The sequence below is a fragment of the Stenotrophomonas sp. YJH_SMC_37 genome (assembly GCF_059370035.1).
Window position 1 is genome coordinate 39,093 of sequence record NZ_JCAFTG010000008.1, and the last position, 26,269, is coordinate 65,361.

The 26,269-nt window shown below is 66.9% G+C and carries 24 protein-coding genes; 15 read left to right on the plus strand and 9 right to left on the minus strand.

Annotated elements, in window-relative coordinates; genetic code table 11:
• Window positions 1-91 precede the first annotated feature (91 nt).
• Window positions 92-574 (plus strand): YajQ family cyclic di-GMP-binding protein, encoded by a 483-nt coding sequence (locus AC5P8J_RS12695; protein ID WP_019660713.1) that lies wholly within the window; start codon window positions 92-94, stop codon window positions 572-574.
• A gap of 35 nt (window positions 575-609) precedes the next feature.
• Here the strand turns inward: AC5P8J_RS12695 and AC5P8J_RS12700 are convergent, their stop codons facing one another.
• The 3 genes from AC5P8J_RS12700 to AC5P8J_RS12710 form a co-directional block, all read right to left on the minus strand.
• Complete coding sequence (locus tag AC5P8J_RS12700) at window positions 610-1,704, minus strand: helix-turn-helix domain-containing protein (protein ID WP_227852048.1); 1,095 nt, start codon at window positions 1,702-1,704, stop codon at window positions 610-612.
• A 362-nt stretch (window positions 1,705-2,066) separates the two neighbouring features.
• Window positions 2,067-3,194 carry an NAD(P)-dependent alcohol dehydrogenase gene (locus AC5P8J_RS12705; protein WP_495216848.1) on the minus strand — a complete coding sequence of 376 codons (1,128 nt, stop codon included), beginning with the start codon at window positions 3,192-3,194 and terminating at the stop codon, window positions 2,067-2,069.
• A 17-nt stretch (window positions 3,195-3,211) separates the two neighbouring features.
• Window positions 3,212-4,678: a benzaldehyde dehydrogenase gene (locus tag AC5P8J_RS12710; protein ID WP_021203888.1), complete on the minus strand. Its 1,467-nt coding sequence runs from the start codon at window positions 4,676-4,678 to the stop codon at window positions 3,212-3,214.
• Between the two features lie 193 nt (window positions 4,679-4,871).
• On the opposite strand from AC5P8J_RS12710, the gene AC5P8J_RS12715 reads away from it, so the two are divergent.
• Window positions 4,872-5,438 carry a DUF1415 domain-containing protein gene (locus AC5P8J_RS12715; RefSeq protein WP_031270500.1) on the plus strand — a complete coding sequence of 189 codons (567 nt, stop codon included), beginning with the start codon at window positions 4,872-4,874 and terminating at the stop codon, window positions 5,436-5,438.
• On the plus strand, window positions 5,435-6,238 hold the full coding sequence (locus tag AC5P8J_RS12720; protein WP_021203886.1) for an SDR family oxidoreductase: 804 nt from the start codon (window positions 5,435-5,437) through the stop codon (window positions 6,236-6,238). The genes AC5P8J_RS12715 and AC5P8J_RS12720 overlap by 4 nt, the downstream gene beginning before the upstream one ends.
• Before the next feature lie 102 nt (window positions 6,239-6,340).
• On the opposite strand, the gene AC5P8J_RS12725 is transcribed toward AC5P8J_RS12720, so the two are convergent.
• Window positions 6,341-8,371 (minus strand): M3 family metallopeptidase, encoded by a 2,031-nt coding sequence (locus AC5P8J_RS12725; RefSeq protein WP_495216849.1) that lies wholly within the window; start codon window positions 8,369-8,371, stop codon window positions 6,341-6,343.
• Window positions 8,372-8,536: 165 nt separating this feature from the next.
• Here AC5P8J_RS12725 and AC5P8J_RS12730 point away from each other — a divergent pair, with 165 nt between their 5' ends.
• A complete protein-coding gene (locus tag AC5P8J_RS12730) occupies window positions 8,537-8,941 on the plus strand; it encodes a hypothetical protein (RefSeq protein WP_005419475.1) in 405 nt (134 codons plus the stop codon).
• Window positions 8,942-8,988: 47 nt separating this feature from the next.
• On the opposite strand, the gene AC5P8J_RS12735 is transcribed toward AC5P8J_RS12730, so the two are convergent.
• On the minus strand, window positions 8,989-10,101 hold the full coding sequence (locus AC5P8J_RS12735) for a PLP-dependent cysteine synthase family protein (RefSeq protein ID WP_019660717.1): 1,113 nt from the start codon (window positions 10,099-10,101) through the stop codon (window positions 8,989-8,991).
• Window positions 10,102-10,227: 126 nt separating this feature from the next.
• Between AC5P8J_RS12735 and gloA the strand changes: the two genes are divergently transcribed.
• Together gloA and AC5P8J_RS12745 are read left to right on the plus strand one after the other, a co-directional pair.
• Window positions 10,228-10,746 carry a lactoylglutathione lyase gene (gloA, locus tag AC5P8J_RS12740; protein WP_111098353.1) on the plus strand — a complete coding sequence of 173 codons (519 nt, stop codon included), beginning with the start codon at window positions 10,228-10,230 and terminating at the stop codon, window positions 10,744-10,746.
• A gap of 124 nt (window positions 10,747-10,870) precedes the next feature.
• Window positions 10,871-11,299, plus strand: a complete 429-nt coding sequence (locus AC5P8J_RS12745; RefSeq protein ID WP_019660719.1) for a VOC family protein — start codon at window positions 10,871-10,873, stop codon at window positions 11,297-11,299.
• Window positions 11,300-11,366: 67 nt separating this feature from the next.
• Here AC5P8J_RS12745 and AC5P8J_RS12750 read toward each other — a convergent pair whose 3' ends face one another.
• Both AC5P8J_RS12750 and glmS read right to left on the minus strand, forming a co-directional pair.
• Window positions 11,367-11,798, minus strand: coding sequence for a CBS domain-containing protein (locus tag AC5P8J_RS12750; protein WP_014648481.1), 432 nt, complete (start codon window positions 11,796-11,798; stop codon window positions 11,367-11,369).
• A 447-nt stretch (window positions 11,799-12,245) separates the two neighbouring features.
• A complete protein-coding gene (gene glmS, locus AC5P8J_RS12755) occupies window positions 12,246-14,084 on the minus strand; it encodes a glutamine--fructose-6-phosphate transaminase (isomerizing) (RefSeq protein ID WP_111102116.1) in 1,839 nt (612 codons plus the stop codon).
• A 203-nt stretch (window positions 14,085-14,287) separates the two neighbouring features.
• Between glmS and AC5P8J_RS12760 the strand changes: the two genes are divergently transcribed.
• From AC5P8J_RS12760 to AC5P8J_RS12790, 7 genes are all read left to right on the plus strand, one after another.
• Window positions 14,288-15,565, plus strand: coding sequence for an efflux RND transporter periplasmic adaptor subunit (locus AC5P8J_RS12760; RefSeq protein ID WP_495216850.1), 1,278 nt, complete (start codon window positions 14,288-14,290; stop codon window positions 15,563-15,565).
• A gap of 35 nt (window positions 15,566-15,600) precedes the next feature.
• The gene (locus tag AC5P8J_RS12765) at window positions 15,601-16,326 is read left to right on the plus strand and encodes an ABC transporter ATP-binding protein (protein ID WP_014648484.1); all 726 of its coding nucleotides are present in this window, start codon (window positions 15,601-15,603) and stop codon (window positions 16,324-16,326) included.
• A 10-nt stretch (window positions 16,327-16,336) separates the two neighbouring features.
• On the plus strand, window positions 16,337-17,635 hold the full coding sequence (locus AC5P8J_RS12770; protein ID WP_005419489.1) for an ABC transporter permease: 1,299 nt from the start codon (window positions 16,337-16,339) through the stop codon (window positions 17,633-17,635).
• Window positions 17,636-17,655: 20 nt separating this feature from the next.
• A complete protein-coding gene (locus AC5P8J_RS12775) occupies window positions 17,656-18,873 on the plus strand; it encodes an ABC transporter permease (protein WP_019660723.1) in 1,218 nt (405 codons plus the stop codon).
• Between the two features lie 16 nt (window positions 18,874-18,889).
• Window positions 18,890-19,258 carry a PDZ domain-containing protein gene (locus AC5P8J_RS12780; RefSeq protein WP_031270494.1) on the plus strand — a complete coding sequence of 123 codons (369 nt, stop codon included), beginning with the start codon at window positions 18,890-18,892 and terminating at the stop codon, window positions 19,256-19,258.
• Window positions 19,259-19,381: 123 nt separating this feature from the next.
• A complete protein-coding gene (locus AC5P8J_RS12785) occupies window positions 19,382-20,728 on the plus strand; it encodes a sigma-54-dependent transcriptional regulator (protein WP_483017104.1) in 1,347 nt (448 codons plus the stop codon).
• Window positions 20,725-22,077 carry a sensor histidine kinase gene (locus AC5P8J_RS12790; protein WP_019660726.1) on the plus strand — a complete coding sequence of 451 codons (1,353 nt, stop codon included), beginning with the start codon at window positions 20,725-20,727 and terminating at the stop codon, window positions 22,075-22,077. The genes AC5P8J_RS12785 and AC5P8J_RS12790 overlap by 4 nt, the downstream gene beginning before the upstream one ends.
• 70 nt (window positions 22,078-22,147) lie before the next feature.
• Here AC5P8J_RS12790 and AC5P8J_RS12795 read toward each other — a convergent pair whose 3' ends face one another.
• Both AC5P8J_RS12795 and glmU read right to left on the minus strand, forming a co-directional pair.
• Window positions 22,148-22,681 carry a GNAT family N-acetyltransferase gene (locus AC5P8J_RS12795; protein ID WP_134735358.1) on the minus strand — a complete coding sequence of 178 codons (534 nt, stop codon included), beginning with the start codon at window positions 22,679-22,681 and terminating at the stop codon, window positions 22,148-22,150.
• Entirely contained in the window at window positions 22,650-24,017 is a 1,368-nt protein-coding gene (gene glmU / locus AC5P8J_RS12800; protein ID WP_134735359.1) for a bifunctional UDP-N-acetylglucosamine diphosphorylase/glucosamine-1-phosphate N-acetyltransferase GlmU, read from the minus strand. Before glmU ends, AC5P8J_RS12795 begins: the two co-directional genes overlap by 32 nt.
• Window positions 24,018-24,227: 210 nt before the next feature.
• Here glmU and AC5P8J_RS12805 point away from each other — a divergent pair, with 210 nt between their 5' ends.
• Together AC5P8J_RS12805 and AC5P8J_RS12810 are read left to right on the plus strand one after the other, a co-directional pair.
• Window positions 24,228-26,099, plus strand: coding sequence for a hypothetical protein (locus tag AC5P8J_RS12805; RefSeq protein WP_308305103.1), 1,872 nt, complete (start codon window positions 24,228-24,230; stop codon window positions 26,097-26,099).
• A complete protein-coding gene (locus AC5P8J_RS12810) occupies window positions 26,096-26,269 on the plus strand; it encodes a hypothetical protein (protein WP_233653715.1) in 174 nt (57 codons plus the stop codon). Before AC5P8J_RS12805 ends, AC5P8J_RS12810 begins: the two co-directional genes overlap by 4 nt.

Consider the following 26,269-nt stretch of genomic DNA (forward strand, 5'->3'; position numbering starts at 1 on the left):
AAAGCAGCCGAGCGTGGGCTCGGCGCTATAAAGGGCGGGCATAGGGCCCTCGCGATAGAATGGCTGCCACTGAATCCTGCGGAGCATCGCCATGCCTTCCTTCGACGTCGTGTCCGAAGTCGACACCCACGAACTGACCAACGCCATCGACCAGGCCAACCGCGAACTGGCCACCCGCTTCGATTTCAAGGGCGTGGATGCCAAGTTCGAGCGCGATGGCGATGTGATCAACCAGTTCGCCCCGACCGAGTTCCAGCTCAAGCAGATGAACGACATCCTGCGTGCACGCCTGGCCGCGCGCGGCATCGATGTGCTCAGCCTCGAATTCGGCGACATCGAGACCAACCTGGCCCAGGCCCGGCAGAAGATCACCGTCAAGCAGGGCATCGAGCAGAAGGTCGCCAAGAAGATCGCCGCTGCGCTGAAGGAGGCCAAGCTGAAGGTCGAAAGCCAGATCAACGGCGACAAGCTGCGCGTGCAGGGCAAGAAGCGCGATGACCTGCAGGACGCCATCTCCGTGCTCAAGGCCGGCAAGTTCGAGCTGCCGCTGCAGTTCAACAATTTCCGCGATTGATCTGCCCGCCGGGCCATGCCCGGCGGACTGCAACGTCAACCGCGCAGCAGCTTGTACAGCGTGGTGCGCGAGATGCCCAGCTGGCGAGCGGCCAGGCTCAGATTGCCGTCCGCCGCCTGCGCCGCACGGCGCGCCGCTTCACGCTGCTGATCACGCAGCAGCGGTGCATTCATCGTCGCCGCTGGAGGGCTTTGCGCGCTGCGGCCAGCGACCTTGCGCGGCGCCTGCAGGTGCTGCAGGTAAACCGCACTGCCCTCGCCTACCCGCACCCGATGCGGCGCCCCGGGTTGCAGCAGGCGCCGCCGCTGCGCGGCACTGGCGCCGGCAAACACGCTTTCCAGGTTCAACAACGGCAATGGTCCCCGACGCGGCAGGCCCAGCAGGCGCCGCGCAACACGGTTGGCCGCGCGCAGCTGGCCATCCTCCTGCACCGCCAGCAGCCCCTGCAATGGCGACGCCAGCCAGCGCGGATCATGCTGCAGCGCCAGCAGGTGCACGTCGGCAAGCGCGTGGAACAACCGGTTCTCGCTGGCCAGCGCGGCCTGCCGGAAGTAGCCCTGCAGCAACGAGGGATCGCGCTCACCCAGGCCGGTGATATCGATCACCCCGCATACCTGCCCATCGAGATCGTGCAGTGGCTCGCTGAGGCAGAACACCGGGGCGAACCGCTGCAGGTAGTGTTCATTGCCCCGTACCAGCGCAGGCAGGTCGTCGGCCAGGCTGACTGCCGGTGCCGTGGTGCCGATCTCGCCCTCGCCCAGCCTCCGCCCGACCTGGATCGGGCGCAGCAGCGGTGCATCTTCCAGGCCATGGGCCTGCTGCGCGATCACCATGCCCTCACGGTTGGCACAGAACATCGTCCAGCCACGCCCGCCAAAGGCGGCCCACAGCTGTTCCAGCTCCGGCCGCACGCAGCGCGCGAGCCGACGGTCGCCGGGATCGGAAAGATGCCGGCCATCACCCAGCAGCGGTCGATAGTCCGGCTCCTGCCCGGGCAGCAGGCCGGCCGCGCGCGAACGCAGCCATGACTGCTGCAGCGGCAGCGGCAACACGCCCAATGAGCGCGCATCGCCCTCGGCGAAAGCGGCACGTGCCGCCATCAGTTGTTGCTGCCCGACTGTCGTGGCCATCATGGACGCAGCGTACACCCGCCAGCGGCAACGCCACGTTACGTTCCGACAACGGAATGTTTCCGCCAGCGGTTCAAAAACGGGGTCAGAGCCGTTTCCCTTTGGAAAACGGATCCGACCCCGTGCCGACCAACGGTCGGCATCCACCAACAGCAGCGGGAAATTGTCGCAGGCGGGGTGGGTCCGGTTGCGGGGGCGTGAGCGCCATGGATGGCGCGACCGAGCTTACATGGACGTACTTGCAGCGGCCCCCGCAACCGGACCCACTCCGCCAACCTCAAGAATCCAGCTTCTGCTGGTGCTCTGGCGTTTGTCATTGCTTCGGCGGGTGCAGGGCGCAGCCCTGCAACCCCACCCTCTGCTCAGGCCGCGATGCGCAGGATCGGCTTGAGCGTGATTCCCTTCGTACTGTCCTCCGCCGCCTGGTTGATCTGTTCCAGCGGGTAGAACTTCACCAGCTTGTCGAACGGGAAGCGGCCCTGCAGGAACAGCGTGACCAGCTGCGGAATGAACACCTGCGGCACGCTGTCGCCTTCCACGATGCCGCGGATGCTGCGACCACCGAGCAGCAGGTTGTTCACATCGAAACTGGCGGTGGTGCCGAGCTTCGGTGCGCCGACCACGCCCATCATGCCCAAGCCGCCCAGCGCCTCGATACCCGCCGACAGCACCTCGGGGCGACCGGTCGATTCCAGCGCGAAGTCCGCACCACCGCCGGTGATCGCGCGTACGGCCTCGATCACGTCGGTCTCGCGGCTGTTCACCACGTGGGTTGCGCCCAGTTCCAGCGCGAGCTCCAGCCGCGAGGGCACTACGTCGATGGCGATGATGGTGGTGGCACCGGCCACCTTCGCCGCCATCACCGCACTCAGGCCCACCGCGCCGGCACCGTAGCTGGCGAAACTGCTGCCCGAGCGCACCTGCAGCGAATTGAGCACCGCACCGGCACCGGTCTGGATGCCGCAGCCCAGCGGGCCCAGCAGTTCCAGCGGCGCATCGTCGGGTACCTTGATCGCGTTGATCTCGCGCGCGATGGCGAAGGTGGCAAACGAAGACTGCGCGAAGAAATGGTCGTGCAGCGGCTGACCCTGCGCATCGGTGATCGCGGTATGGCCGTGGCCATCGTCGCCACCAAAGTTCAGCGCAAAGAAGTCCTTGCAGTAGGCACCGTGGCCGCCCCGGCAGGGATTGCAGTGACCGCAGGCGCCATAGGTCAGCACCACATGGTCGCCCACCTTGAGTTCGCGCACGTTCGGGCCCACCGCCTCAACGATGCCAGCCCCCTCATGGCCGAGCACTGCCGGCAGCGGCACCGGGTAGTACTGGTCGCGCACGATCAGGTCGGTGTGGCACAGGCCCGTCGCCACTACCTTCACCAATACCTCGTCGTCCTGCGGGCCACGCAGCCGGGCCTGCTCGATGACGAAGGGCTGTTCTTTGCCGCGGACCACGACGGCGGTGATCTCGTGGGTTGTGGTCTTGTCGTTCATCGTGATGGCTCCTTCGATCAGATCGGGTAAGCGGGCGCTTCGCCCTTGACGGTCAACCACTGCCACTGGGTGAACTCTTCCCCGTTGGCGGGGCCACCGATGCTGGTGCCGTTGCCGGACGCACCGACGCCGCCGAAGGGATTGATCACCTCGTCATTCACAGTCTGGTCGTTGATGTGCAGCAGGCCGGTGCGCAGGCGCTCGCCGATCTTCAGCGCGCGGCCGACGTTGCTGGACACGATCGCCATCGACAGCCCGTACTCGCTGTCGTTGGCCAGGCGCACGGCATCGTCGTCATCGTCGAACGGCACGACCACCGCCACTGGCGCGAAGATCTCTTCGTTGAAGGCTGGATTGTCGGCAGAGACGTTGCCAAGCACGGTCGGCGCGAAGAACAGATCGCGGTGCGTACCGCCTGCCTCCAGCGAAGCACCGGCCTGCAGCGCCTGCTCGACCACGCGCGCGGCGTGGTCACGCTGGCCGGCATTGATCAGCGGGCCGATGGCCACCTCTTCGCGTGCCGGATCCCCCACCTTCAGCGAATTGGCCTTGGCCACCAGCTTCTGCAGGAATGCGTCATGGATCTTCCGCTGCACCAGCACGCGGCCGGTCGCCATGCAGATCTGGCCCTGGTGCAGGTAGACGCCCCACGCGGTGTTGGCCACCGCCAGGTCGAGGTCGGCATCGTCGAGAATGATCAGCGAGTTCTTGCCGCCCAGCTCCAGCGAGACCTTCTTCAGGTGCTTGCCCGCCGCTTCGCCGACCTTGCGTCCAGCGGCGGTTGAACCGGTGAACTGGATCATCGCCACGTGCGGATCGCTGGTCAGCGCTGCACCGGCCGCGCCATCGCCGGGCAGCATGTGCAGCACGCCGGCCGGCAGACCGGCCTGTTCGAACAGGCGTGCGATCACCGCGCCGCCGCACACCGCCGTGCGCGGGTCCGGCTTGAGCACCACTGCATTGCCCAGCGCGATGGCCGGCGCCACCGCGCGCATGGCCAGGTACAGCGGGAAGTTGAAGGGCGAGATGACGCCGACCACGCCCAGCGGCCGGCGTCGCGCCAGGTTCAGCCAACCCGGCTCGGAGGGCAGGATCTCGCCGGTGCTGCGCGACGGTAGCGCCGCAGCTTCGTGCAGCGCCTTGATCGTCACCTTCGCTTCGAAGCCGGCCTTGAGCCGTGTCGAGCCGCTTTCGCGCACCAGCCACTCCACCAGGGTGTCGATGTGTTCCTCGGCCAGGCGTGCCGCGTTGCGCAGCACCTCCGCGCGCTGCTCGTAAGGCGCTGACGCCCACGCCTGTTGCGCCTGTGCAGCGGCCGCCGCCGAACGCGCTACCTGCGCCGGGTCGGCCAGGCCGATTTCGCCGAGGGTGTTGCCGGTGGCCGGCTCGATCACCGGCTGCCGTTGCTCGGCCGCCTGCCAATGACCATCGAAGAAGGCGCCGGCCCAAAGGGCATCCGGCAGCCACGGGGAAGATGCAGTCATGGGTGTCCTCCTGTGTCGTGCGTCCATTCCACGCCCGCCGTCCGCGACAGGCAATCGGCCATCCAGCGGTCGCCCGCAAGGGCTTGAATCGGCGGGAATTTCCAGCATGGCGACTGTCCAGTTCCTGCACAGTGAACAGCGCGGCAGCGGCACACTGCCTACAATGTCCGCCCCGCCAGCCGACGTGCCCGCCATGACCGACACCCACCTGCCCACCGATGACCCGATCGCCGCCACCCGCCTGTGGCTGGAGCGCATCGTCATCGGCCTGAACCTGTGCCCGTTCGCCAAGGCGGTGTATGTGAAGGACCAGGTTCGCATCGTGCTCAGCGATGCGACCACGACGGAAGCCCTGGTTGAGCAGCTGGCCGAGGAACTGGTCCTGCTGCGCGATACGCCGGCCGAGCAGATCGATACCACGCTGATCGTGCATCCGCAGGTGCTGACCGATTTCCTCGACTACAACGACTTCCTCGACAACGCCGATGCGGCGATCGAGGCACTGGACCTGCAGGGCATCCTGCAGGTGGCCAGCTTCCATCCGGACTACCAGTTCGAAGGCGTGGCGCCGGGCGATGCCAGCAACTACACCAACCGTGCGCCATTCCCCACCCTGCACCTGCTGCGCGAAGACAGCGTGGCGCGCGCGGTGGACGCGTTCCCTGATCCGGACGTGATCGTCGAGCGCAACATCCAGACCTTGGACCGTATCGGCGTGGACGGCTGGCATCGCCGCCTGCGTGGCGAAGACCTGTCGTGAGCACGGTGCCGCCGATTGCCGCTTGGCCGGCCGCGCCACTGTCGGGCAAGGTGGTGCTGGTCACCGGCGGCGCCAACGGCATCGGCCGTGGCATCGCCCAGTGCGTGCTCGGTGCAGGTGGCCGCGTGTTGATCGGCGACCTGGACGTGGAAGCCGGCCAGGCCTGCCTGCGCGAGTGGCAACGCGGTGAGGACGCCGCATTCCAGCACCTGGACATTACCGACGAAGCCAGTGTGCGCGACTTCATTGCCACGGCCCTGCAGCGTTTTGGTCGCATCGACGGGCTGGTCAACAACGCGGGCATCGCCGGTGCGCACGGCTCGCGGCTGCAGGACATGGACTGGGATGAATGGCAGCGCCGCCTGTCGTCGCTGCACGGCGCTTTCCTGTGCAGCAAGCACGCGTTGCCGGCGCTGACAGCCAGCGCCGCCGGCGCCATCATCAACATCGCCTCGACCCGCGCCTGGCAATCCGAAGCGCACAGCGAGGCCTATGCGGCGGCCAAGGGTGGCCTGGTGGCCTTCACCCATGCGCTGGCGATCAGCGCCGGACCGGCGGTGCGGGTGAACAGCATCAGCCCGGGCTGGATCGGCACCAGCGAGTGGCAGGCACCCTCACGGCGACACGCGCCGGAGTACTCGGCCATCGACCACGCACAGCATCCGGTCGGCCGGGTCGGCCACCCCGAGGACATCGGCGCGCTCGCGGTATACCTGCTGTCGTCGCTGTCCGGCTTCAGCACCGGCCAGGATTTCATCGTCGACGGCGGCATGACCCGGAAGATGATCTACGCCGAATGACCCACCACCGGTAGTGCCGGCCGTTGGCCGGCGTTCCGGTAGATCCACGCCATGCGTGGAGGGCGGTGAAGTGCCAACCAAGGTTGGCACCTACCCGACGCCTTACGCCATGCCCGAGTGACGCAGCAGCGCGTCGATCTGCGGTGCACGGCCGCGGAAAGCCCTGAAGTTCTCCGCCGCCGGGCGGCTGCCACCGCGCGACAGGATCTCATCACGGAAGCGTGCACCGGTTTCCGCCAGTGCCTGTGGCGCTTCCTCGAACGCGGCATAGGCGTCGGCGCTGAGCACCTCGGCCCACTTGTAGCTGTAGTAGCCCGCGGCGTAACCGCCCGCAAAGATGTGGCTGAACTGGTGCGGGAAGCGGTTCCAGGCCGGCGGGTGGTTCACCGCCACTTCCGCGCGCACGCGGTCGAGCAGCGCCAGCACGCTGTCCTGCGCTGGCTCGAACTGGCTGTGCAGCAGCATGTCGAACAGGCCGAACTCCAGCTGGCGGACGGTGGCCATGCCGCTATGGAAGTTGCGTGCAGCCAGCATGCGCTCGTACAGCGCGCGTGGCAGCGGCTCGCCACTGTCCACATGCGCGGTCATCGCCTGAAGGTGCTCCCATTCCCAGCAGAAGTTCTCCATGAACTGGCTGGGCAGCTCAACCGCATCCCATTCCACGCCGTTGATGCCGGCCACGCCCAGTTCGCCGATGCGGGTCAGCAGCTGGTGCAGTCCGTGGCCCATCTCATGGAACAGCGTGGTCACTTCGTTGTGGCTGAAGGTGGCCGGCTTGCCGTTGGCACCCCGGCCGAAGTTGCACACCAGGTAGACCAGCGGCGTCTGCACGCTGCCGTCGGCGCGCACGCGACGGTTGCGGCAATCATCCATCCACGCCCCGCCGCGCTTGCCCTCGCGTGCGTACAGGTCCAGGTAGAACTGGCCGACCAGCGCGCCCTGCGCATCGACCAGGCGGAAGAAGCGCACATCCTCGTGCCACACCGGCGCGCTGTCCTCCTGCACGCGCAGGCCGTACAGCTGCTCGATCACCGAGAACAGGCCGCCCAGCACCTTCGGCTCGGTGAAATACTGCTTCACCTCCTGCTCGGAATAGCTGTAACGCGCCTGCTTCAGGCGGTCGGCGGCGAAGGGCAGGTCCCAGGCCTGCAGGCTGTCGATGCCGAGCTGTTCGCGCGCGAACTGCTCCAGTTCGGCGCGGTCCCTGGCGGCGAACGGCTTGGCGCGCGAGGCCAGGTCACGCAGGAAACCGAGCACTTCGGCCGGGTCCTGCGCCATCTTGGTCGCCACCGAGTAATGGCCGTACGAATCGAAGCCGAGCAGCGCAGCCAGTTCGGCGCGCAGGGCAAGGATGCGGTCGATGTTGCCGCTGTTGTCCAGTGCGTCATCGCCGAATTCGGACGCACGCTGGGCGCTGGCGCGGTACAGGATCTCGCGCAGGTCGCGGTCCTCGCCCCAGGTCTGCACCGGCAGGTAGCACGGCATCTGCAGGGTCAGTTTCCAGCCGGCCTTGCCGTCCTTCTGTGCTGCGGCATGCGCGGTGGCCTTCACGTCTTCCGGCAGGCCCTTCAGCCGCGCTTCGTCTTCGATGATCAGCGACCAGGCATCGGTAGCGTCGAGCACGTTCTGCGAGAACTTCGCCGACAGCGCCGACAGTTCTTCCTTGATCGCAGCAAAACGCTGCTGCGCCTCGGGCGCCAGCTCGGCGCCGCCCAGGCGGAAGTCGCGCAGGGTGTTGTCCAGCACCTTGCGCTGGGCTTCATCGAAATGCGCCGCCTCCGGGCTGGCGGCCAGCGCCTGGTACTGGCGGTAAAGCGCCAGGTTCTGCCCCAGCGCACTGGCGAAGCGGGTCACCCGCGGCAGATTGCTGTTGTAGGCCTCGCGCAGCTCCGGGGTGTTGACCACGCCCTGCAGGTGGCCGACCAGGCCCCAGGCGCGCCACAGGCGCTCGGTGGCATCGTCCAGCGGGGCGACGAAGGTCTCCCAACGCATCGGCTGCACCTGCTCGGCTGCGCTGACGGCGGCTTCGGCCTCGGCCAGCAGCACATCCAGCGCCGGCGCCACGTGCTCGGGGCGGATCGCCTCGAAGCGCGGCAGGCCGGAAAAATCGAGCAGGGGGTTGGCAACGGTCACGGCAGATCTCCAGGATACGGGCCCGGCACCCGGGCAGCCCTCCAGATATGGCGCTGCCGGGCGCGGCTGACAAGGGGGCACGGCATTCACATCGGCCTTACGCGCGCCCCCCGAAGCTCTGGATGCGGGGGAGTCCGCAGCGGCACGTACCGAACGAGGCCCCACATGGAAGGTCTGGCTGCAGTTGCATCCGCCTCACCGGCGCGGTCGCTGGCACTGTCTGCCAGCGCGGCCGAACTGGCCTGGATCGCCGCGCTGTGCGATGCCGGCGACGACGCCCCGCGCCACCTGCAGCAGTTGCAGGCGGTGCTGCAGCAGGGCGGCACGTTCAATGAAAGCCAGGAGTGGTACCCGTTCGAAGTGGTCGAGCGCGGCGCCAGCCAGCTGCAGCTGGGCCATGAGCGCGAGTTCGTGATCTGCGTGCTGCTGTGGTTGCAGGCATTGGCCCAGGGCCGCGCCAGCATCCTGGATCCCACCCTGCACCTGGATGACCGCGCGATGGACATCGAGGCCTTGCCCGATGCACTGCGCGACGCGGTGCTCGACGCCTTCACCGCGGCGGGTTACTGAGACACCGTCGCGGACGCCGACATGGCCCGGCGACAACGTCGGCCGTCCTACAACGCTTCCAGGCTGCACCACGGCAATTCGGGCAGTCCCTGCCCGGCCACCGCAGCGGCCAGCTGTGCGTCGGCGCCGTCGACATCAATGCCCTGGCGCGCGTACCACGCCGGATCGTAGTAGCTCTGCGCATAGCGCTCGCCGCTGTCGCACAGGATGCTGACGATGCTGCCCTGGTGGCCCGCCTCGCGCATCCACTGCGCCGCCTGCAGCACGCCGATGAAGTTGGTGCCGGTGGAGCCACCGACGCGTCGGCCGAGCTGGCGGCTGACATGGCGCATCGCAGCCAGGCTCAGCGCGTCGGGTACCTTGACCATCGCATCGACGCTGGTCGGGATGAAGCTCGGCTCCACCCTTGGCCGGCCGATGCCTTCCACGCGCGAACCACCACTGCAGGTCAGGTCGCGCCAGTCCTGTTCACCGGCCACGGCGGCCCGGTAGCCGTCGAAGAACACCGACACTTCCGGGTCCGCGCACAGGATGCGGGTGTCGTGGCGGCGGTAGCTGACATAGCGGCCCAGGGTGGCGGCGGTGCCGCCGGTGCCGGGGCTGCACACGATCCATTCCGGAACCGGGCTGGGCTCTTCGGCCATCTGCTTGAAGATGGACTCGGCGATGTTGTTGTTGGCACGCCAGTCGGTCGCGCGCTCAGCGTAGGTGAACTGGTCCATGAAGTGGCCACCGGTTTCACGGGCCAGCTTTTCCGAATCACAGTTGAGGTCGCAGGCGCGTTCGACCAGGTGGCAGCGGCCGCCTTGGAACTCGATCGCGGCGATCTTTTCAGGCGAGGTGGTGGCCGGGATCACCGCAATGAACGGCAGGCCGAGCAGGCGCGCGAAATAGGCTTCGGACACCGCCGTCGAGCCGCTGGACGCTTCGATCACCGGTCGCCCTTCGCGCAGCCAGCCATTGGCCAGCGCATACAGGAACAGCGAGCGCGCCAGCCGGTGCTTGAGGCTGCCGGTGGGATGGCTCGACTCATCCTTCAGGTACACATCGATGCCCTCGAACCCGGGCAGCGCCAGCGGGATCAGGTGGGTATCGGCGGAGCGGTTGAAATCGGCTTCAATCTTGCGGATGGCGGCGGCCACCCATTCACGCTGCGACATGGCGGGCAATCGTTGTCAGGACGGAACGGTGCGATCCGGCCATTGTACGTCGCGGTACCGTCAGGTGCTGGCCGGTAGAATGCCCCCATCCGGCCGGCAACGGCCCTGTCTGAAGGACCTCCCCCCATGACCATTCCCGCCCTGCGCGATGTCCCCGGCGTCGCCGCCCAGGCCCCGGCCGAAACCACCGGCTTCGTGTTCAACCACACCATGCTGCGTGTGAAGGACATCACCGCCTCGCTGGACTTCTACACCCGCGTGCTCGGCTACCAGCTGATCGACAAGCGCGACTTCCCGGAGGCCCAGTTCAGCCTGTACTTCCTGGCCTACCTCCCGGCCGGCGTGGTGGTACCGGAAGACGACAGCCAGCGCCGCGTGTGGATGGCCGGCCTGCCGGGCGTGCTGGAACTGACCCACAACCACGGCACCGAAACCCAGGACGGCGCGGTCTACCACGACGGCAACAGCGACCCGCGCGGCTTCGGCCACATCTGCGTGTCGGTGCCGGACATCGAGGCGGCCTGCCAGCGCTTCGAGGACCTCGGGGTAACCTTCCAGAAGCGGCTGACCGACGGTCGCATGAAGAACCTGGCCTTCATCAAGGACCCGGACGGCTACTGGGTCGAGATCATCGCCAACGTCTGACCCGGAAAGGGGCACAATTCCGGTAGCGCCGGGCCATGCCCGGCGGCCTTGAGCAGGCCGCGCTGCGCGCTCGCCGGGCACGGCCCGGCGCTACCGACTCCGTCCCCTTTTTGAAGAGGTTCGTATGGAAACGATGGAACTGCACCGTGGCCGCCTGATCGACCACATCCAGCTGGTGGTGCGCGACCTGGCCGCCAGCCGCCGCTTCTACCAGGCAGTGTTCGATACGATCGGCATCCCACTCGGCGGCGAAGGGCCGGACTTCTTCTGGGCCGACGAGCTGTTCATTTCCAGCGCCAGCAGCCGTGCCGCCGCCGGCCAGCTGACCGGCCGCCATCATCTAGCCTTCCAGGCCCGCGACAGCGCCACGGTCGATGCCTTCCACACCGCTGCCATCGCCGCCGGTGGCACAGACAACGGCGCACCGGGCGAGCGCCCCTACCACCCGGGCTACTACGGCGCCTTCGTGCTCGACCCCGATGGCAACAACATCGAAGTGGTCTACCACGGCCCGGCGAACTACAGTGCCGACTCGGTGAAGGTGACGTTCTGACTTCACCGACGCCGTGAACGAAGAAGCCGGGCAACGCCCGGCTTCTCTGTTTCCAGCGCTGCAGCCCTCAGTGGGCGGCCATGTAGATGTCCTGCAGCACGGCCTTTTCCAGTTCCAGCTCGCCCAGCAGGTTCTTCACGATATCGCCCAGGCTGAGGATGCCGACCAGCTGGTTGCCGTCGGTCACCATCAGGTGACGGCGACGCGAGTACGTCATCAGCGACATGGCCTGCTTCAGCGTGGCGTCCGGCGCAATGCCCTCCAGGCCCGTGGACGGCAGGCTGGAAATCACCCGGCGGCCGGCCTGCGGGCCATCGTCGGCCAGGGTGCGCACGATGTCCTTCTCGGAGATGATGCCGACCGGGGCATCGTCCTTCATCACCACCAGCGCAGCGATCCTGTTCGCGCTCATCTTGTGGGCGGCGGCACCGATGGTGTCTTCGGCATCGATGGTGATGACAGCTTCTTTCTTGGATTGCAGGAGTTCGCGGACGTTCATTCTTGTTTCCTGGTGCAGGTCACTGAAGTCAAAAAAGTGTGCTCTTCCGATACGCCCCCTCCCCGGGAACAGACCTTTCAGCGCACGTCTGGCGCACCCGTCTGCCGCATGGGAGGCATCGGCAGACGACGTGCTGCAACGCGAACGAGGTGGGTTCAATCGCTCAACCCGAACCTCGGCCAGATCGATTCTACGACTGCGACCCTCGGTCACTACCGGCATCGATAGGACAGTTCGTCGTGGGAACCAACTGACGATCCAGAGAATGGCACCGCGGCTGAAACCGCCGCTGAATACAGGCGGCTTCGCGCATTAAAGAATGATTACCTGCTGCCGACGACGGACAGAATGCCCGGCGGCTGTCCCACTTCGCACTGCGTCCGGCACAAACGAAAGGGGCCTCGCAGGCCCCTTTCGCATGCAGCATCCCACAGCTCCGGGACTGCCTTACTCCACCGTCACGCTCTTGGCCAGGTTGCGCGGCTTGTCCACGTCGGTGCCGCGTGCCAGCGCGGTGTGGTAGGCCAGCAGCTGCACCGGGATGGTGTGCACGATCGGGCTGAGCACGCCGGCGTGGCGCGGGGTGCGAATCACGTGCACGCCTTCGGACGCGTTGAAGTTGCTGTCCTGGTCGGCGAACACGAACAGCTCGCCGCCACGCGCGCGCACTTCCTGCATGTTCGACTTCACCTTTTCCAGCAGGCTGTCGTTGGGGGCGATCACCACCACCGGCATATCCTCGTCCACCAGCGCCAGCGGACCATGCTTCAGCTCACCTGCCGGGTAGGCCTCGGCGTGGATGTAGGAAATCTCCTTGAGCTTGAGCGCGCCCTCCAGCGCGATCGGGTAATGCAGGCCACGGCCCAGGAACAGCGCATTGGACTTGCGCGCAAAGCGTTCGGCCCACGCCGCGATCTGCGGTTCCAGGTTCAGCGCGTGCTGCACGCTGCCCGGCAGGAAGCGCAGCTGCTCCAGGTAATCCGCTTCCTGCGCCGCGTCGATGCGGCCATGCAGCTTGCCCAGCACCACGGTCAACTGGAACAGCGCGGCCAGCTGGGTGGTGAAGGCCTTGGTCGAAGCCACGCCGATCTCGGCGCCGGCACGGGTGTAGCAGACCAGCTCGCTGGCGCGCGGAATCGCGCTTTCCGGCACGTTGCAGATCGACAGCGTGTGCTTGTGGCCAAGCGCCTTGGCGTACTTCAGTGCCTCCATCGTATCCAGCGTTTCGCCGGACTGGGAAATGGTCACGACCAGATGCTTCGGGTTCGCATAAGCGGCGCGGTAGCGGTACTCGCTGGCAATCTCCACGCTGCACGGCAGGCCGGCGATGGCCTCGATCCAGTAGCGCGCGGTCAGGCCTGCGTAGTAGCTGGTGCCGCAGGCAATGATCTGCACGCCCTCGATGCCCGACAGCACCGCCTCGGCGTTCTTGCCGAACAGCTCGGCCGGGAAGCCACCGGCGTCGATCGCCGCTTCGATGGTGTCGCCCAGCGCACGCGGCTGTTCGTGGATTTCCTTCTGCATGAAATGGCGGTACGGACCCAGCTCCAGCGAGGCCAGCGACACATCGGACAGATGCACGTCGCGCTCGACCGGCTGGTCATGCTCGTCAAAGATGCGCACGCCATCGCGACGGATCTCGGCGGTGTCGCCCTCTTCCAGGAAGATCACCTTGCGGGTGGCCGAGATCACCGCCGAGACGTCGGAGGCGACGAAATTCTCGCCCTCGCCCAGGCCGATCAGCAGCGGGCAGCCCATGCGCGCGCAGACGAAGCGCTCCGGCTCGGCGCGGCTGACCACGGCCAGCGCATAGGCACCGGTCAGCTCTTTCACCGTGTGCTGCAGCGCCACCAGCAGGTCATCGCCGTCCTTCAGGTGGTGGTGGATGAGGTGGGCGATGACTTCGGTATCGGTCTGCGACTCGAAGGTGTAGCCCAGCGCACGCAGCTTCTCGCGCTGCTCCTCATGGTTCTCGATGATGCCGTTGTGCACCAGCGCCACGCCATGGCTGATATGCGGATGCGCGTTGGCCTCGGTGACACCACCGTGGGTGGCCCAGCGGGTGTGGCCGATGCCCAGCACCGCATTGAAGCCCTCTGCCTCGGCCGCGGTGGCCATTTCCAACACACGACCGGTACGACGCACGCGGCGTACATCGCGGCGCTCATCCTGGTCGACTACCGCAATACCCGAGGAATCGTAACCACGGTATTCAAGACGCTTCAGCCCCTCGATCAGTACCGGCACCACGTCGCGATCAGCGATCGCACCCACGATTCCACACATGTCACGCGTTTCCTTGAAGACGATCGGCGCATTCTAGCCCGCGCGTCCGGCGTCGCCCTCCTGTCCGCTTAATGAAAGTGTCCGGAAAGGTGTCCGCGGACACCCGGACACTTCGCCTCCTCATCCAACCTATTGAACCAAAAGGAAATAAGGTTGGCACGCAACCTGCTTGGTACTGGTTACCACCGTCAGGCACGCATCCGATGATCCGCGACACCTCCGCACAGGACCAGATCGTTTCCACCGCCCCGGCCGGCACCTCCCGCGTGGCCTGGCACCGCTATCGCTGGCCGGCGCTGGGTGCCATCGCGCTGCTGGCGGGCACCGGCTGGGCGGTACATGCCTGGTCCAATGCCAGCCGCTCCTTCGACAGCAGCCGCGTGCGCATCGCCGAAGTGAAGCGCGGCGACCTGGTGCGCGACATCGCCGCCGACGGCCGCGTGATCGCCGCCAACAGCCCGATCCTGTATGCCATCTCGGCCGGTACCGTGGACCTGAAGGTGGTCGCCGGTGACGTGGTCAAGAAGGGCCAGGAGCTGGCGATCATCGACAGCCCGGAACTGCGCAGCAAGCTGGCCCAGGAACAGGCAACGCTGGCCGGGCTGGAAGCCGAGGCCAGCCGCGCCGCGCTGGACGCGACCCTGGCCCGCGCCAAGTCCCGCAAGGAAACCGACCAGGCCACCATCGAGCGTCAGGCCGCCGACCGTGACCTGCAGCGCTACCAGCGCGGCTACGACGGCGGCGCGGTACCGCAGATCGACCTGGCCAAGGCCAAGGATTCGCTGAAGAAAGCCGACATCGCCCTGGCCAACGCCACCACCGATGCGCGCCTGCAGAGCCAGGGCGCCGACCTGGATGCCCGCAACAAGCGCCTGCTGGCCGACCGCCAGAAAGCGGTGGTGGCCGAAGTGCAGCGCCAGGTCGATGCGCTGACGCTGCGCGCGCCCTTCGATGGCCAGGTTGGCCAGGTGCAGGCCGTGCAGTCCACCAACCTGGCCGCCAACGCGCCGGTGCTGGGCGTAGTCGACCTGTCCAAGTTCGAGGTCGAGATCAAGGTGCCGGAGAGCTTCGCCCGCGACCTGGCGATCGGCATGCCGGCCCAGCTGACCGGTGGCAACGGCCAGCCGTTCCCGGGCGAGATCAGCGCAGTATCGCCGGAAGTGGTCAACGGCGAGGTCAACGCCCGCGTGCGCTTTGCCAGCGCGCAGCCCGAAGGCCTGCGCCAGAGCCAGCGGATGTCGGTGCGCGTGCTGCTCGATACCCGCAAGGACGTGCTGAAGGTCGAGCGCGGCCCGTTCGTCGAACAGGGCAACGGCATGGCCTACGTGATGGATGGCCGCACCGCCGTGCGCCGTCCGGTGGAACTGGGCGTCAGCAGCCTGGGCGAAGTGGAAATCAAGTCCGGTGTGCAGCCAGGCGACCGCATCGTGGTCTCCGGCAGCGACCTGTTCAAGGACGCCGAACGCGTCTCCGTCAACTGACACCTGATACCTGAATCCTGGAGAGAGGACACCCCATGTACATGCTCGAAATGCGTTCGGTCGCCAAGGTCTTCCGTACCGAACAGGTGGAGACCCACGCTCTGCGCTCGCTGGAACTGCAGGTCAAGGAAGGCGAGTTCGTCGCCGTCACCGGCCCGTCCGGTTCCGGCAAGACCACGTTCCTCAACATCGCCGGCCTGCTGGAAACCTTCACCAGCGGTACCTACCTGCTGGACGGGCAGGATGTGAGCACGCTGGGCGACGACGCACGCAGCCGCCTGCGCAACCAGAAGATCGGCTTCATCTTCCAGGGCTTCAACCTGATTCCCGATCTGAATCTGTTCGACAACGTCGACGTACCGTTGCGCTATCGGAAGATGAGCGCCAACGAGCGCCGCGAGCGCATCGAGAAGGCGCTGACCCAGGTCGGCCTGGGTTCGCGCATGAAGCACTACCCGAATGAGCTGTCCGGCGGCCAGCAGCAGCGCGCGGCCATCGCACGCGCCCTGGCCGGCAGCCCTCGCCTGCTGCTGGCCGACGAACCGACCGGCAACCTGGATACGCAGATGGCGCGCGGCGTGATGGAACTGCTGGAGGAGATCAATGCCGCCGGCACCACCATCGTGATGGTCACCCATGATCCGGAACTGGCCGCGCGTGCGCAGCGCAACGTGCACATCGTCGATGGCCAGGTCACCGACCTGGTGCGCGAACCGGTGCTGGCCACCCCGCCGCGCCACATCGTCGCCGTCAACGAGTGAGGGGCCGGCCATGTTCGCCTACTACGCCCGACTGGCGGTGCGCAGCTTCCGCCGCAACAAGGTCCTGACCGCGCTGATGGTGGTGGCCATCGCCCTCGGCATCGGTGCCTCGATGACCACCCTGACCGTGTTCCATGTGCTGTCCGGTGACCCGATTCCCGGCAAGAGCGACCGGCTGTTCTACGTGCAGCTCGATGCCGCGACCGGCGCCTATGTCGCGGGCGAGGAACCGGAAACCCAGTTGACCCGCTTCGACGGTGAAGCCCTGCTGCGCGAAGCCAAGGGCGAGCGCCAGGCGCTGATGAGCGGCGGTGGCGGCACCATCGAACCGGACAACAGCACCCTCAAGCCCTTCAGCATCGACACCCGCTGGACCTCCGCCGATTTCTTCCCGATGTTCGAGGTGCCGATGCAGTACGGCCGCCCCTGGACGCGCGAGGACGATGAAGGCCGCGCACGCGTGGTGGTCATCTCCAAGGCGCTCAACGACAAGCTGTACCAGGGCGCCAACAGCGTGGGCCGCGACCTGCGCATGGAAGGCCAGAGTTACCGCATCGTCGGCGTGATGAAGGAATGGAGCCCGGAGCCGCACTTCTACGACCTGACCACCGGCAGCTACGGCAAGAACGAAGACCTGCTGCTGCCGATCTCCACCTCGTTCGACCTGAAGCTGGGCAGCAACGGCAACATGAACTGCTTCGGCGAGAATCCCGATGGCAACAGCTACTCGCTCAACGCACCCTGCGCGTGGCTGCAGTACTGGGTGGAGATGGACCCGGCCAAGGCCGCCGACTACCGCCGCTACCTGGAGAACTATTCGAGCCAGCAGCGCCAGGCCGGCCGCTTCAAGCACCCGCCGAACGTGCGCCTGCGCACCGTGATGGAATGGCTGGACTTCAACGGCGCGGTGCCCAGCGACGTGCGCCTGCAGCTGTGGCTGGCACTGGGTTTCCTGGGTGTCTGCCTGGTCAACACGGTGGGCCTGCTGCTGGCCAAGTTCCTGCGCCGCAGTGGAGAGATCGGCGTGCGCCGCGCACTCGGTGCCAGCCGTGGCCAGATCTTCCTGCAGTGCCTGGTGGAAGCCGGCGCGGTCGGCGTGGTCGGGGGCGTGCTGGGCATCGGCCTGGCCCTGCTCGGCCTGTTCGCGGTGCGCCAGCAACCGGTGGAGTACGCAAAGCTGGCCCACTTGGACGGCAACATGCTGCTGCTCGCGCTGGGCCTGACCCTGTTCGCCAGCCTTGCCGCCGGTTTCCTGCCTGCCTGGCGCGCCATGCAGGTCACTCCGGCCATCCAGCTCAAGTCGCAGTAAGCAACCGAACGAGGACTCCCATGGACATCCGCCCCATCCTCAGCACGCTGCGCCGGCACAAGACTGCCGCTGCCCTGATCGTGCTGGAAGTCGCACTGACCTGCGCCATCGTCTGCAACGCGCTGTTCCTGGTCAGCCAGCGCGTGGAGAAGATCAGCATGCCCAGCGGCATCGCCGAGAACGAACTGGTGATGCTCCGCGTCAGCGGCATCGGCAAGCAGACCGATGCCATGGCCCGCACCCGTGAGGACCTGGCGTCATTGCGTGCGCTTCCCGGCGTCAGCAACGTCACCATCATCAACCAGGTGCCTTTCCGCAACGGCTCGTCCAGCAGCAGCATCTCGCGGGAGATCGACCAGGAACGGCCGACCACCAACGCTTCGATGTACACCCTGTCCGAGAACGGGCTGGCGACGATGGGCATCAACTTGATCGCCGGCCGCGATTTCCTGCCCGGCGAGTACCAGAACTTCGAAGACGCCAGCAAGGGGGGCGCCAAGGAAAACGCCATCCCGGTCATCCTCACCCAGGCCACCGCCGCCAAGATGGAACCCAACGGCAGCGCGCTGGGCAAGACCTACTACATGGGCAAGCAGCCGCTGCACGTGGTCGGCATCGTCGACACGCTCAGCACGCCCAACGGCTGGAATGACAACTGGACGAACTCCATGCTGCTGCCCATGCGGCGCACCTTCGACGAGGGTGGCACCTATGTGCTGCGCACTTCGCCGGAACGCCGCCAGGAGGTGCTTGATGCGGGGGCTGCTGTACTGGAGCGCAACGACCCCAACCGGCTGATGCGCGACAAGCTGACCTATGAAGACCAGCGCAAGGACTTCTTCAAGAACGACCGCGCGATGGTTGGCCTGCTGATCACCGTCAGCGTCTCGCTGCTGGTGGTCACCGCACTGGGCATCATCGGCCTGGCCAGCTTCTGGGTGCAGCAGCGCAGCAAGCAGATCGGCATTCGCCGCGCACTCGGTGCCACCCGCGGGCAGATCCTGCGCTACTTCCAGACCGAGAACTTCCTGCTGGCCTCGCTGGGCATCGTGCTGGGCATGCTGGCGGCCTACGCGATCAATCTGGCACTGATGAACCTGTACGAGCTGCCACGCATGCCCCTGTACTACCTGCCGCTGGGCGCGCTGCTGCTGTGGGTGCTGGGCCAGGTCGCGGTGTTCGGGCCGGCCCGGCGCGCGGCAGCGGTCCCGCCCGCAGTTGCCACGCGGGGCGCGTGAGATGCGTGCCTGCCGGATGCTGTTGATGGCACTGCTGCCACTGCCGGCGCTGGCCGGCGGTGGCAGCTCGCAGACGCTGGAATGGCGCCAGGATGATGCCCGCCTGGCGCTGCGCTCGACCGAGGGCCAGGTACGGGTGGAAGCCGCGCGTCCGGAAGCCCGCTTCGGCGTGCGCAGCGGCGACCGCATCCTGCGCCTGGACGATACGGCTGTGCGGCGCATCGAGCATCTTGCCGATGCGCTGCGGCATTCCAGTGCCCCGACTGCGTACCTGTTGCTGCGCCGCGACAAACGCGAGCTCACCGTCCCGGTGGACGCCACCTCGTGGCGGCTGGCGCTGGTCGCTCCGCCACCGCCGCCACCGCCGCCACCCGCGCGGCGCTGAAACCAGCCCGCCCTCGTCGCCACGGCTTTGGCTATGCTTGATGGGTGGCGCCGGGCTCTCCCGGCGTATGGATACGAACACGGCTCCATCGGCGCCGCCCATCCCTTTCTGCAGAACTGCTTGATGCCTTCGATCCTGATCATCGACGACAACGCCAGCGTGGGCACCGCGCTGGACGTGCTGTTCTCCCTGCATGACATCGACACCCTGCAGGCGCAGAGCCCGGCCGAAGGGCTGGCCCTGCTCGAGTCGCAGCCGGTTGATCTGGTGATCCAGGACATGAATTTCAGCGAGGACACCACCTCCGGCGAGGAGGGCGAAGCGCTGTTCGCACAGATCCGCGCGCGCCACCCGGACCTGCCGGTGATCCTGCTCACCGCCTGGACCCACCTGAGCAGCGCGGTGGACCTGGTCAAGGCCGGTGCCGCCGACTACCTGGCCAAGCCCTGGGACGACCGCAAGCTGCTGACCACGGTGAACAACCTGCTCGAGCTGTCCGAGGCACGCCGCGAGCTGGACCGGCGGCGCGCGCGTGAGCTGCGGCAGCGCAACGCGCTGGAAGAGAAGTACAAGCTCTGTGGCGCGGTCTTTGCAGATCCGGCCAGCGAGCGCGTCATCGCGCTCGCCTGCCAGGTCGCGCGCTCCGAACTGCCGGTGCTGATCACCGGTCCCAACGGCGCTGGCAAGGAGAAGATCGCGCAGATCATCCAGGCCAACTCGCTGGTGGCCAAGGGCCCGTTCATCACGGTCAACTGCGGCGCATTGCCGTCGGAACTGATCGAAGCCGAACTGTTCGGTGCCGAGGCCGGTGCGTACACCGGCGCCAACAAGGCACGCGAAGGCAAGTTCGAGGCCGCCGATGGTGGCACCCTGTTCCTGGATGAGATCGGCAACCTGTCGCTGGGCGGGCAGATGAAGCTGCTGCGTGTGCTGGAAACCGGCCGCTTCGAGCGTCTTGGCTCCAATCGCGAGCGCCAGGTCAAAGTCCGCGTGGTCAGTGCGACCAATGCCGACCTGCCGGCGATGATCCGCGACGGCACCTTCCGCGAAGACCTGTACTACCGCCTCAATACGGTGGAACTGGTACTGCCACCATTGGCCGAACGCCCGGGCGACATCGTGCCGCTGGCCGAGCGCTTCCTGACCGCCGGCAAGCCGCTGTCCAGCGCCGCCACCGCGGCCCTGCAACGGCATCCTTGGCCCGGCAACGTGCGCGAACTGCGCAACGTGATCCAGCGCGCCGAGCTGCTGGCGACCGGCAACCGCATCGAAGTGGCCGACCTGAACCTGCCGCGTGCCGCACCTGCACCGCGACCGGCAGCCAGTGCCGGCAATGATCCTGACCGTGCGCGCATCGAGGATGTGCTGGCGCGCAACCACGGCGTCATCGCCCAGGCCGCCGCCGAACTCGGCCTGAGCCGCCAGGCACTGTACCGGCGCATGGACCGGCACGGCATCCCACGCGAATGAAGCGGCGTTCGTTCACCTTCCGCCTGTTCCTGCGCCTGCTGCCGGTGCTGGCGCTGGCCGCCGCGTTGCCGTGGCTGCTGGCGTACTGGATGGACCACGGCTGGGTTGTGACCACCGTGTCGGCACTGATCCTGCTGTCGCTGATGTGGTGGACGCTGCGCCGTGCCACCGCCCCCGTGCGGTCACTGATGCGGGCCCTGGCGGGCACCACCAGCAGCTATCGCGACGGCGAATACAACTTCGGCGTGCACTGGCCCGGCAATGACGAGCTCGGCGACCTGGTGCAGGCACACCGCGAACTGGGTGATGTACTGCGTGCACAGCGGCAGGGCCTGGTGCAACGCGAGCTGCTGCTGGACACAATGGTGCAGAACACGCCGGTGGCGATGCTGCTGATCGCCTCCGGCGGCGATGGCATCGCCCGCGTGGTGTTCTCCAACTTGGCCGCGCGCAAGTTGCTGCATGGCGGCTGGAAGCTGGAAGGACAGCGCCTGGAGGACGTGCTGGAACAGGTGCCGGTGGAACTGCGCGATGCCATCGCCCGTGGCGGCGACAGCCTGTTCGCGGTGCATGCGGAAGGCGAAGACAGCGACGAGGATGACGAACAGGTCTATCACCTCTCACGTCGTTCTTTCCACCTCAATGGCCGTCCGCACGACCTGTTGCTGGTACGCCTGCTCACCGCCGAGCTGCGCCGCCAGGAAGTGCAGACGTGGAAGAAGGTGATCCGGGTGATCAGCCATGAGCTGAACAACTCGCTGGCACCGATCGCTTCGCTGGCACACTCCGGCGGCGTGCTGGTGCAGCGCGAGCGCTTCGATCGGCTGCCGGAGATCTTCACCACCATCGAAGACCGGGCGCGCCATCTGGAAGGTTTCATTCGCGGCTATGCGCGTTTTGCCAAGCTGCCGCAGCCGCAGTTGCAGACCGTGCACTGGGCCCCCTTCCTGTCCAGCCTGCGCCAGCAGATTCCGTTCACCATGGAGCGCGAGCCGGACGAGGAACTGAGCAGCCGCATCGACATCGCGCAGTTCGGGCAGGCGTTGTTGAACCTGTTGAAGAACGCGCATGAGGCCGGCGCCGAAGCCGATCCGCCCAATGATGACGTGCAGGTGCAGCTGACGCGGTTGCCGCAATGGCTGCGCCTGGATGTGCTGGACCGTGGCAAGGGCATGAACGAGCAGGTGCTGCAGAACGCGCTGATGCCGTTCTATTCCACCAAGCGCAACGGCACCGGGCTGGGGCTGGCGTTGACCCGCGAGATCGTGGAGGCGCACGGCGGGCGTGTGTCACTGCAGAATCGTGGCGATGGCGGGTTGTGCGTCTCGATCCTGCTGCCGGTGGGGTGAGTTGCCGACTTGGCTCGGTCTGTCAGTAGAGCCACGCCATGCGTGGATGTGCCGACCAGGGTCGGCACCTCTACCAGACCTGCCGCATCGCCACCCGCAGATGCATTGGAAATCCCAGCGCGGCCTCTTCGGCCATCACCGCGCGCAGGCCCTCGCTCCACTGCGCCTCGGGCACTACCGCGAACCCTTCGCTGGCGTAGAAGGCTGCATTCCACGGCACATCGCTCAAGGTGGTCAGCACCGCTGTAGCAAAGCCGGTGGCCCTGGCCTGCGCCAAGGCATGCCGCAGCAATGCACGGCCATGGCCACGACGCGCGTGCGCTGGATCCACATCCATCTGCAGGACATGGAACTCGCCTGCCAGGTCGCCGGCCAGCAGGTAGCCGGCAACACCGCCGGCGGCGCCATCCACCACCCACAGCTGCCCACGCTCAAGGCCTTCCTGCAGCGTCGGCAGGTCCAGGCCGTGGCTGGCAAACACCGGATAGGCCTCGTGACCCCTCAGCAGTTCGCCGGCACGTTGTTCGATCGCCGGCAGCACACCCAGCTCATCGGTGCGCGGAACCCGTGGCTCAGGACTTCTTGACCGGGCGCTTCCAGCCATCGATGGTTTCCTGTCGTGCACGTGCCAGCGTCAGCTTGCCGTCCGGCGCGGTGCGGGTGATGACCGACCCGGCAGCGATGGTCGCGCCCTCGCCGATGGTGATCGGTGCCACCAGCGAGCTGTTGGAGCCGATGAAGGCGTTGTCGCCGATGGTGGTGGTCGACTTGTTCACGCCATCGTAGTTGCAGGTGATGGTGCCGGCACCGATGTTCACCCTGCTGCCGATCACCGCGTCGCCCAGATAGGTGAGGTGGTTGGCCTTGCTGCCCACACCGAGGGTGACCTTCTTGGTCTCGACGAAGTTGCCGACGTGCACGCCATCGGCCAGCACGGTGCCCGGGCGCAGCCGTGCGAACGGGCCAATCTGCGCAGCGCCTTCGGTGACCACGCCGTCCAGATCACAGTGCGCACGCACTTCGGTGCCTGGCCCCAGGTTGACGTCCTTCAGCCTGTTGAACGGGCCTACGGTGACGCCGTCACCGAGCACGATGTTGCCTTCAAGGACAACGTCGACATCGATCAGCACATCGCTGCCCACGGTGACGGTGCCACGGATATCCAGGCGTGCCGGGTCGCGCACGCGCGCGCCCTGTGCGCACAGTGCACGCACCGCACGGCGCTGCCAGGCGCGCTCCAGCTGCGACAGCTGCCAGGGATCATTTGCCCCCTCGGCCTCCTGCGCATCGGCGACCAGCGCCATCTCGGCCGGGGTGTACTCGTTCGCGGCGAACGCGAACACGTCAGTGAGGTAATACTCGCCCTGGGCGTTGCTGTTGGACAGCTGCGACAGCCAGCGGCGCAGCGCGGTCGACTCGGCGGCGATGATGCCGGTATTGATCGTGCGCACGCGCAGCTGGTCGTCAGTGGCGTCCTTCTGCTCGACGATGGAGCCGACCTTGCCCTCCGCATCGCGCAGCACGCGGCCGTAACCGGTCGGGTCATCGAGCTCGGCCACCAGCACGGACAAGCGGCCTGGCTGGGCCAGCAGGTGGCGCAACGTGTCCGCGCGGATCAGCGGCACGTCGCCGTACAACACCAGCACCTGCGCCGCATCTGGCACTTCCGGCATCGCCTGCGCCACCGCATGGCCGGTGCCCAGCTGCTGCACCTGTTCGGCCCACAGCAGGTCGGGCTGGTCGGCGAAATGCTGGCGGACGGCTTCCCCGCCGTGCCCATACACCACGTGGATGGCGGCCGGCTGCAGTTCGCGCGCTGCGGCGATCACGTGGGCCAGCATCGGCTGGCCCGCTATCGGCTGCAGCACCTTGGGCAACACGGATTTCATGCGCTTTCCAGCGCCGGCGGCGAGGATGATGACGTGCAGGGCTTGGCTCATGGAATATCCCGGGCAGCAACGAACTGTGAACTGGCTGCTAGCATAGCCGACGCGTTCCCCTGTGCTGCGTGAACCATGCCTGTCATCCACAGTCGATTCCCGAATCTGCTTCCGTGGCTGGGCGCAGCCCTGCTCGTCCTTGGGCTGTGTACTACCCCCCTGGCGCGCAGCATCCCCTGGAGCCGCTTCGCCGAACTTGTGGAGATCGGCTTGTTCGCGTGCGGCGCTGGCGTACTACTGAAGCGCTGGCGCCACTGGTCGATGGCCAGCGTTCTGGGCGTGCTGTGGTTGCTGCTACTGCCTGTATTCGCTGGTGTGCTGGCTTTCCTGTCCGCGCTGTTGATGCTGCTGGCTGCAGCCGCCATCGGTACAACGTTGTTCGCGCAACGCGCGCTGGCGCTGCAGGCATGCGCAGGCCTGCTGGTGATGGCCGCGGTACTGGGCTGGACGCTGCTGCTGCCGATCCATTACCGATGGATCTACCTGCTGGCCTGCCTGGCATTGGTGGCCTGGCGCCGCGCCACACTGCGGTCCGCGCTGCGGGCCGCGGCCACGCAATGGCGGCATGCAGTGGCCGCTGCACCGCGTAGCGCAGCCTTTGCCGTGCTCGTGCTTGGTCTGGCCAGCACGGCCTGCTGGCTGCCGACCCTGCAGTATGACGACCTGACCTATCACCTGCGGCTGCCATGGCAGTTGATGGAACTCGGGGTGTACCAGCCTGCGCCAGAACACCAGATCTGGGCACTGGCGCCGTGGGCAACCGATGTGATCCATGCGATTCCGCAGCTGCTGTCTGGTGCTGAAGCACGCGGCCCGGTCAATGCATTCTGGCTGCTGGCACTGGGCGCTGCTGCGTGGCACCTGGCTGCACAACTGGGGGCGGGCGGGCAGTCGCGCTGGCTCGCCGTTGCCATGGTAGCCAGCCTGCCGCTGACCGCGGGCCTGGCCGGCGGCATGCAGACCGAATTGCCAACGGCAGCAGTACTGCTGTGGATGTGTGCACTGGCCGCAGCCCCGCGCGATACCCGTCTTTCCAGCTGGCTGCTGCTGGCGGTACTGGCGGGTGGGCTGCTGGCAATCAAGACCATGGGTGCGCTCATGGCGCTGCCGGTACTGCTATGGGCCCTGGTCCGCCATCCGTGGCCGTCGCTGCCACGAATCGTACTGGTGGCGCTGGTCGGCCTGCTGGTGGGCGCGTCCAGTTACGCCTACGCCACTTGGATCGCCGGCAACCCGGTGCTGCCGCTGTTCAACGGCATCTTCCATTCGCCGTACTACGCACCCGTCAACTTCCTTGATGCCACCTACAGCGTCGGCTTCGGCGCCAACCTGCCGTGGATGCTCACGTTTCATTCCTCGCGCTACTTCGAGTCGCAGGATGGCGCGGCAGGCGTGGCGCTGGTCGGCCTGGCGGGCCTGTGGCTGCTGGCACTGCTGCGCCCGTCCACGCGCGCGGCGACACTGGTGGCAACAGCCGTACTGGTGCTGCCGCTGTTGCCTGTGCAGTACCTGCGCTATGCCTACCCGGGCATGGTCCTGCTGTCTGTCGTGGCCGTTGCGGCGCTGGGTGCCGGCGCCCCGCGTCGGCCGCTGCTGGTACTGCTGGTCACGATCTGCGTGCTGAACGTCAGCCTGCAATCGACCGGCTACTGGATGATGCGCAGCGGTGCATTGAAGGACACGTTGAAGGCCGCTGGCCGCGACGAGCCCCTGTTCCAGCGCTTCACCCCCGAACGCTCGCTGGCAGCGGGCGTTCGCGCGTCGCCCGATGATGGACGCAATGTCCTGGTACTGGACCCTGCCGCCCCCTACTTCGCCGAATTCGGCAGCCGTGGCCGCAGTGTTGCCTGGTACGCGCCCTCGCTGCAGGCGGCGGCAGCGGTCGCCGAACACGACGCCAGCGGCCAGCGGTGGCTGGCAGTGCTGCGGGGCATGCAGGCCGGGCACATCATTCTCAACACCCGTAACCTGACGGCGCCGCAACGCGCGGCACTGCAGTTGGCCGGGGCGGAACTGCGGGGCGAGGCAGGCGATCGCCAGTGGTGGTATCTTCCCGCCGCCATGGAGCTCCCCGCAGAATGAGTACGTCCACGCTCTCCACGCCAACGCCAACGCCAGACAAGGGTTCCGCCGCGATGCCGCGCATTGCCGTGGTGATTCCCTGCTGCCGCGTGCGGGCGCATGTCATGCAGGTCATTGCCGGCATCGGCGCCGAAGTGGGCTGGATCATCGCCGTGGCAGCGGCGCGATGA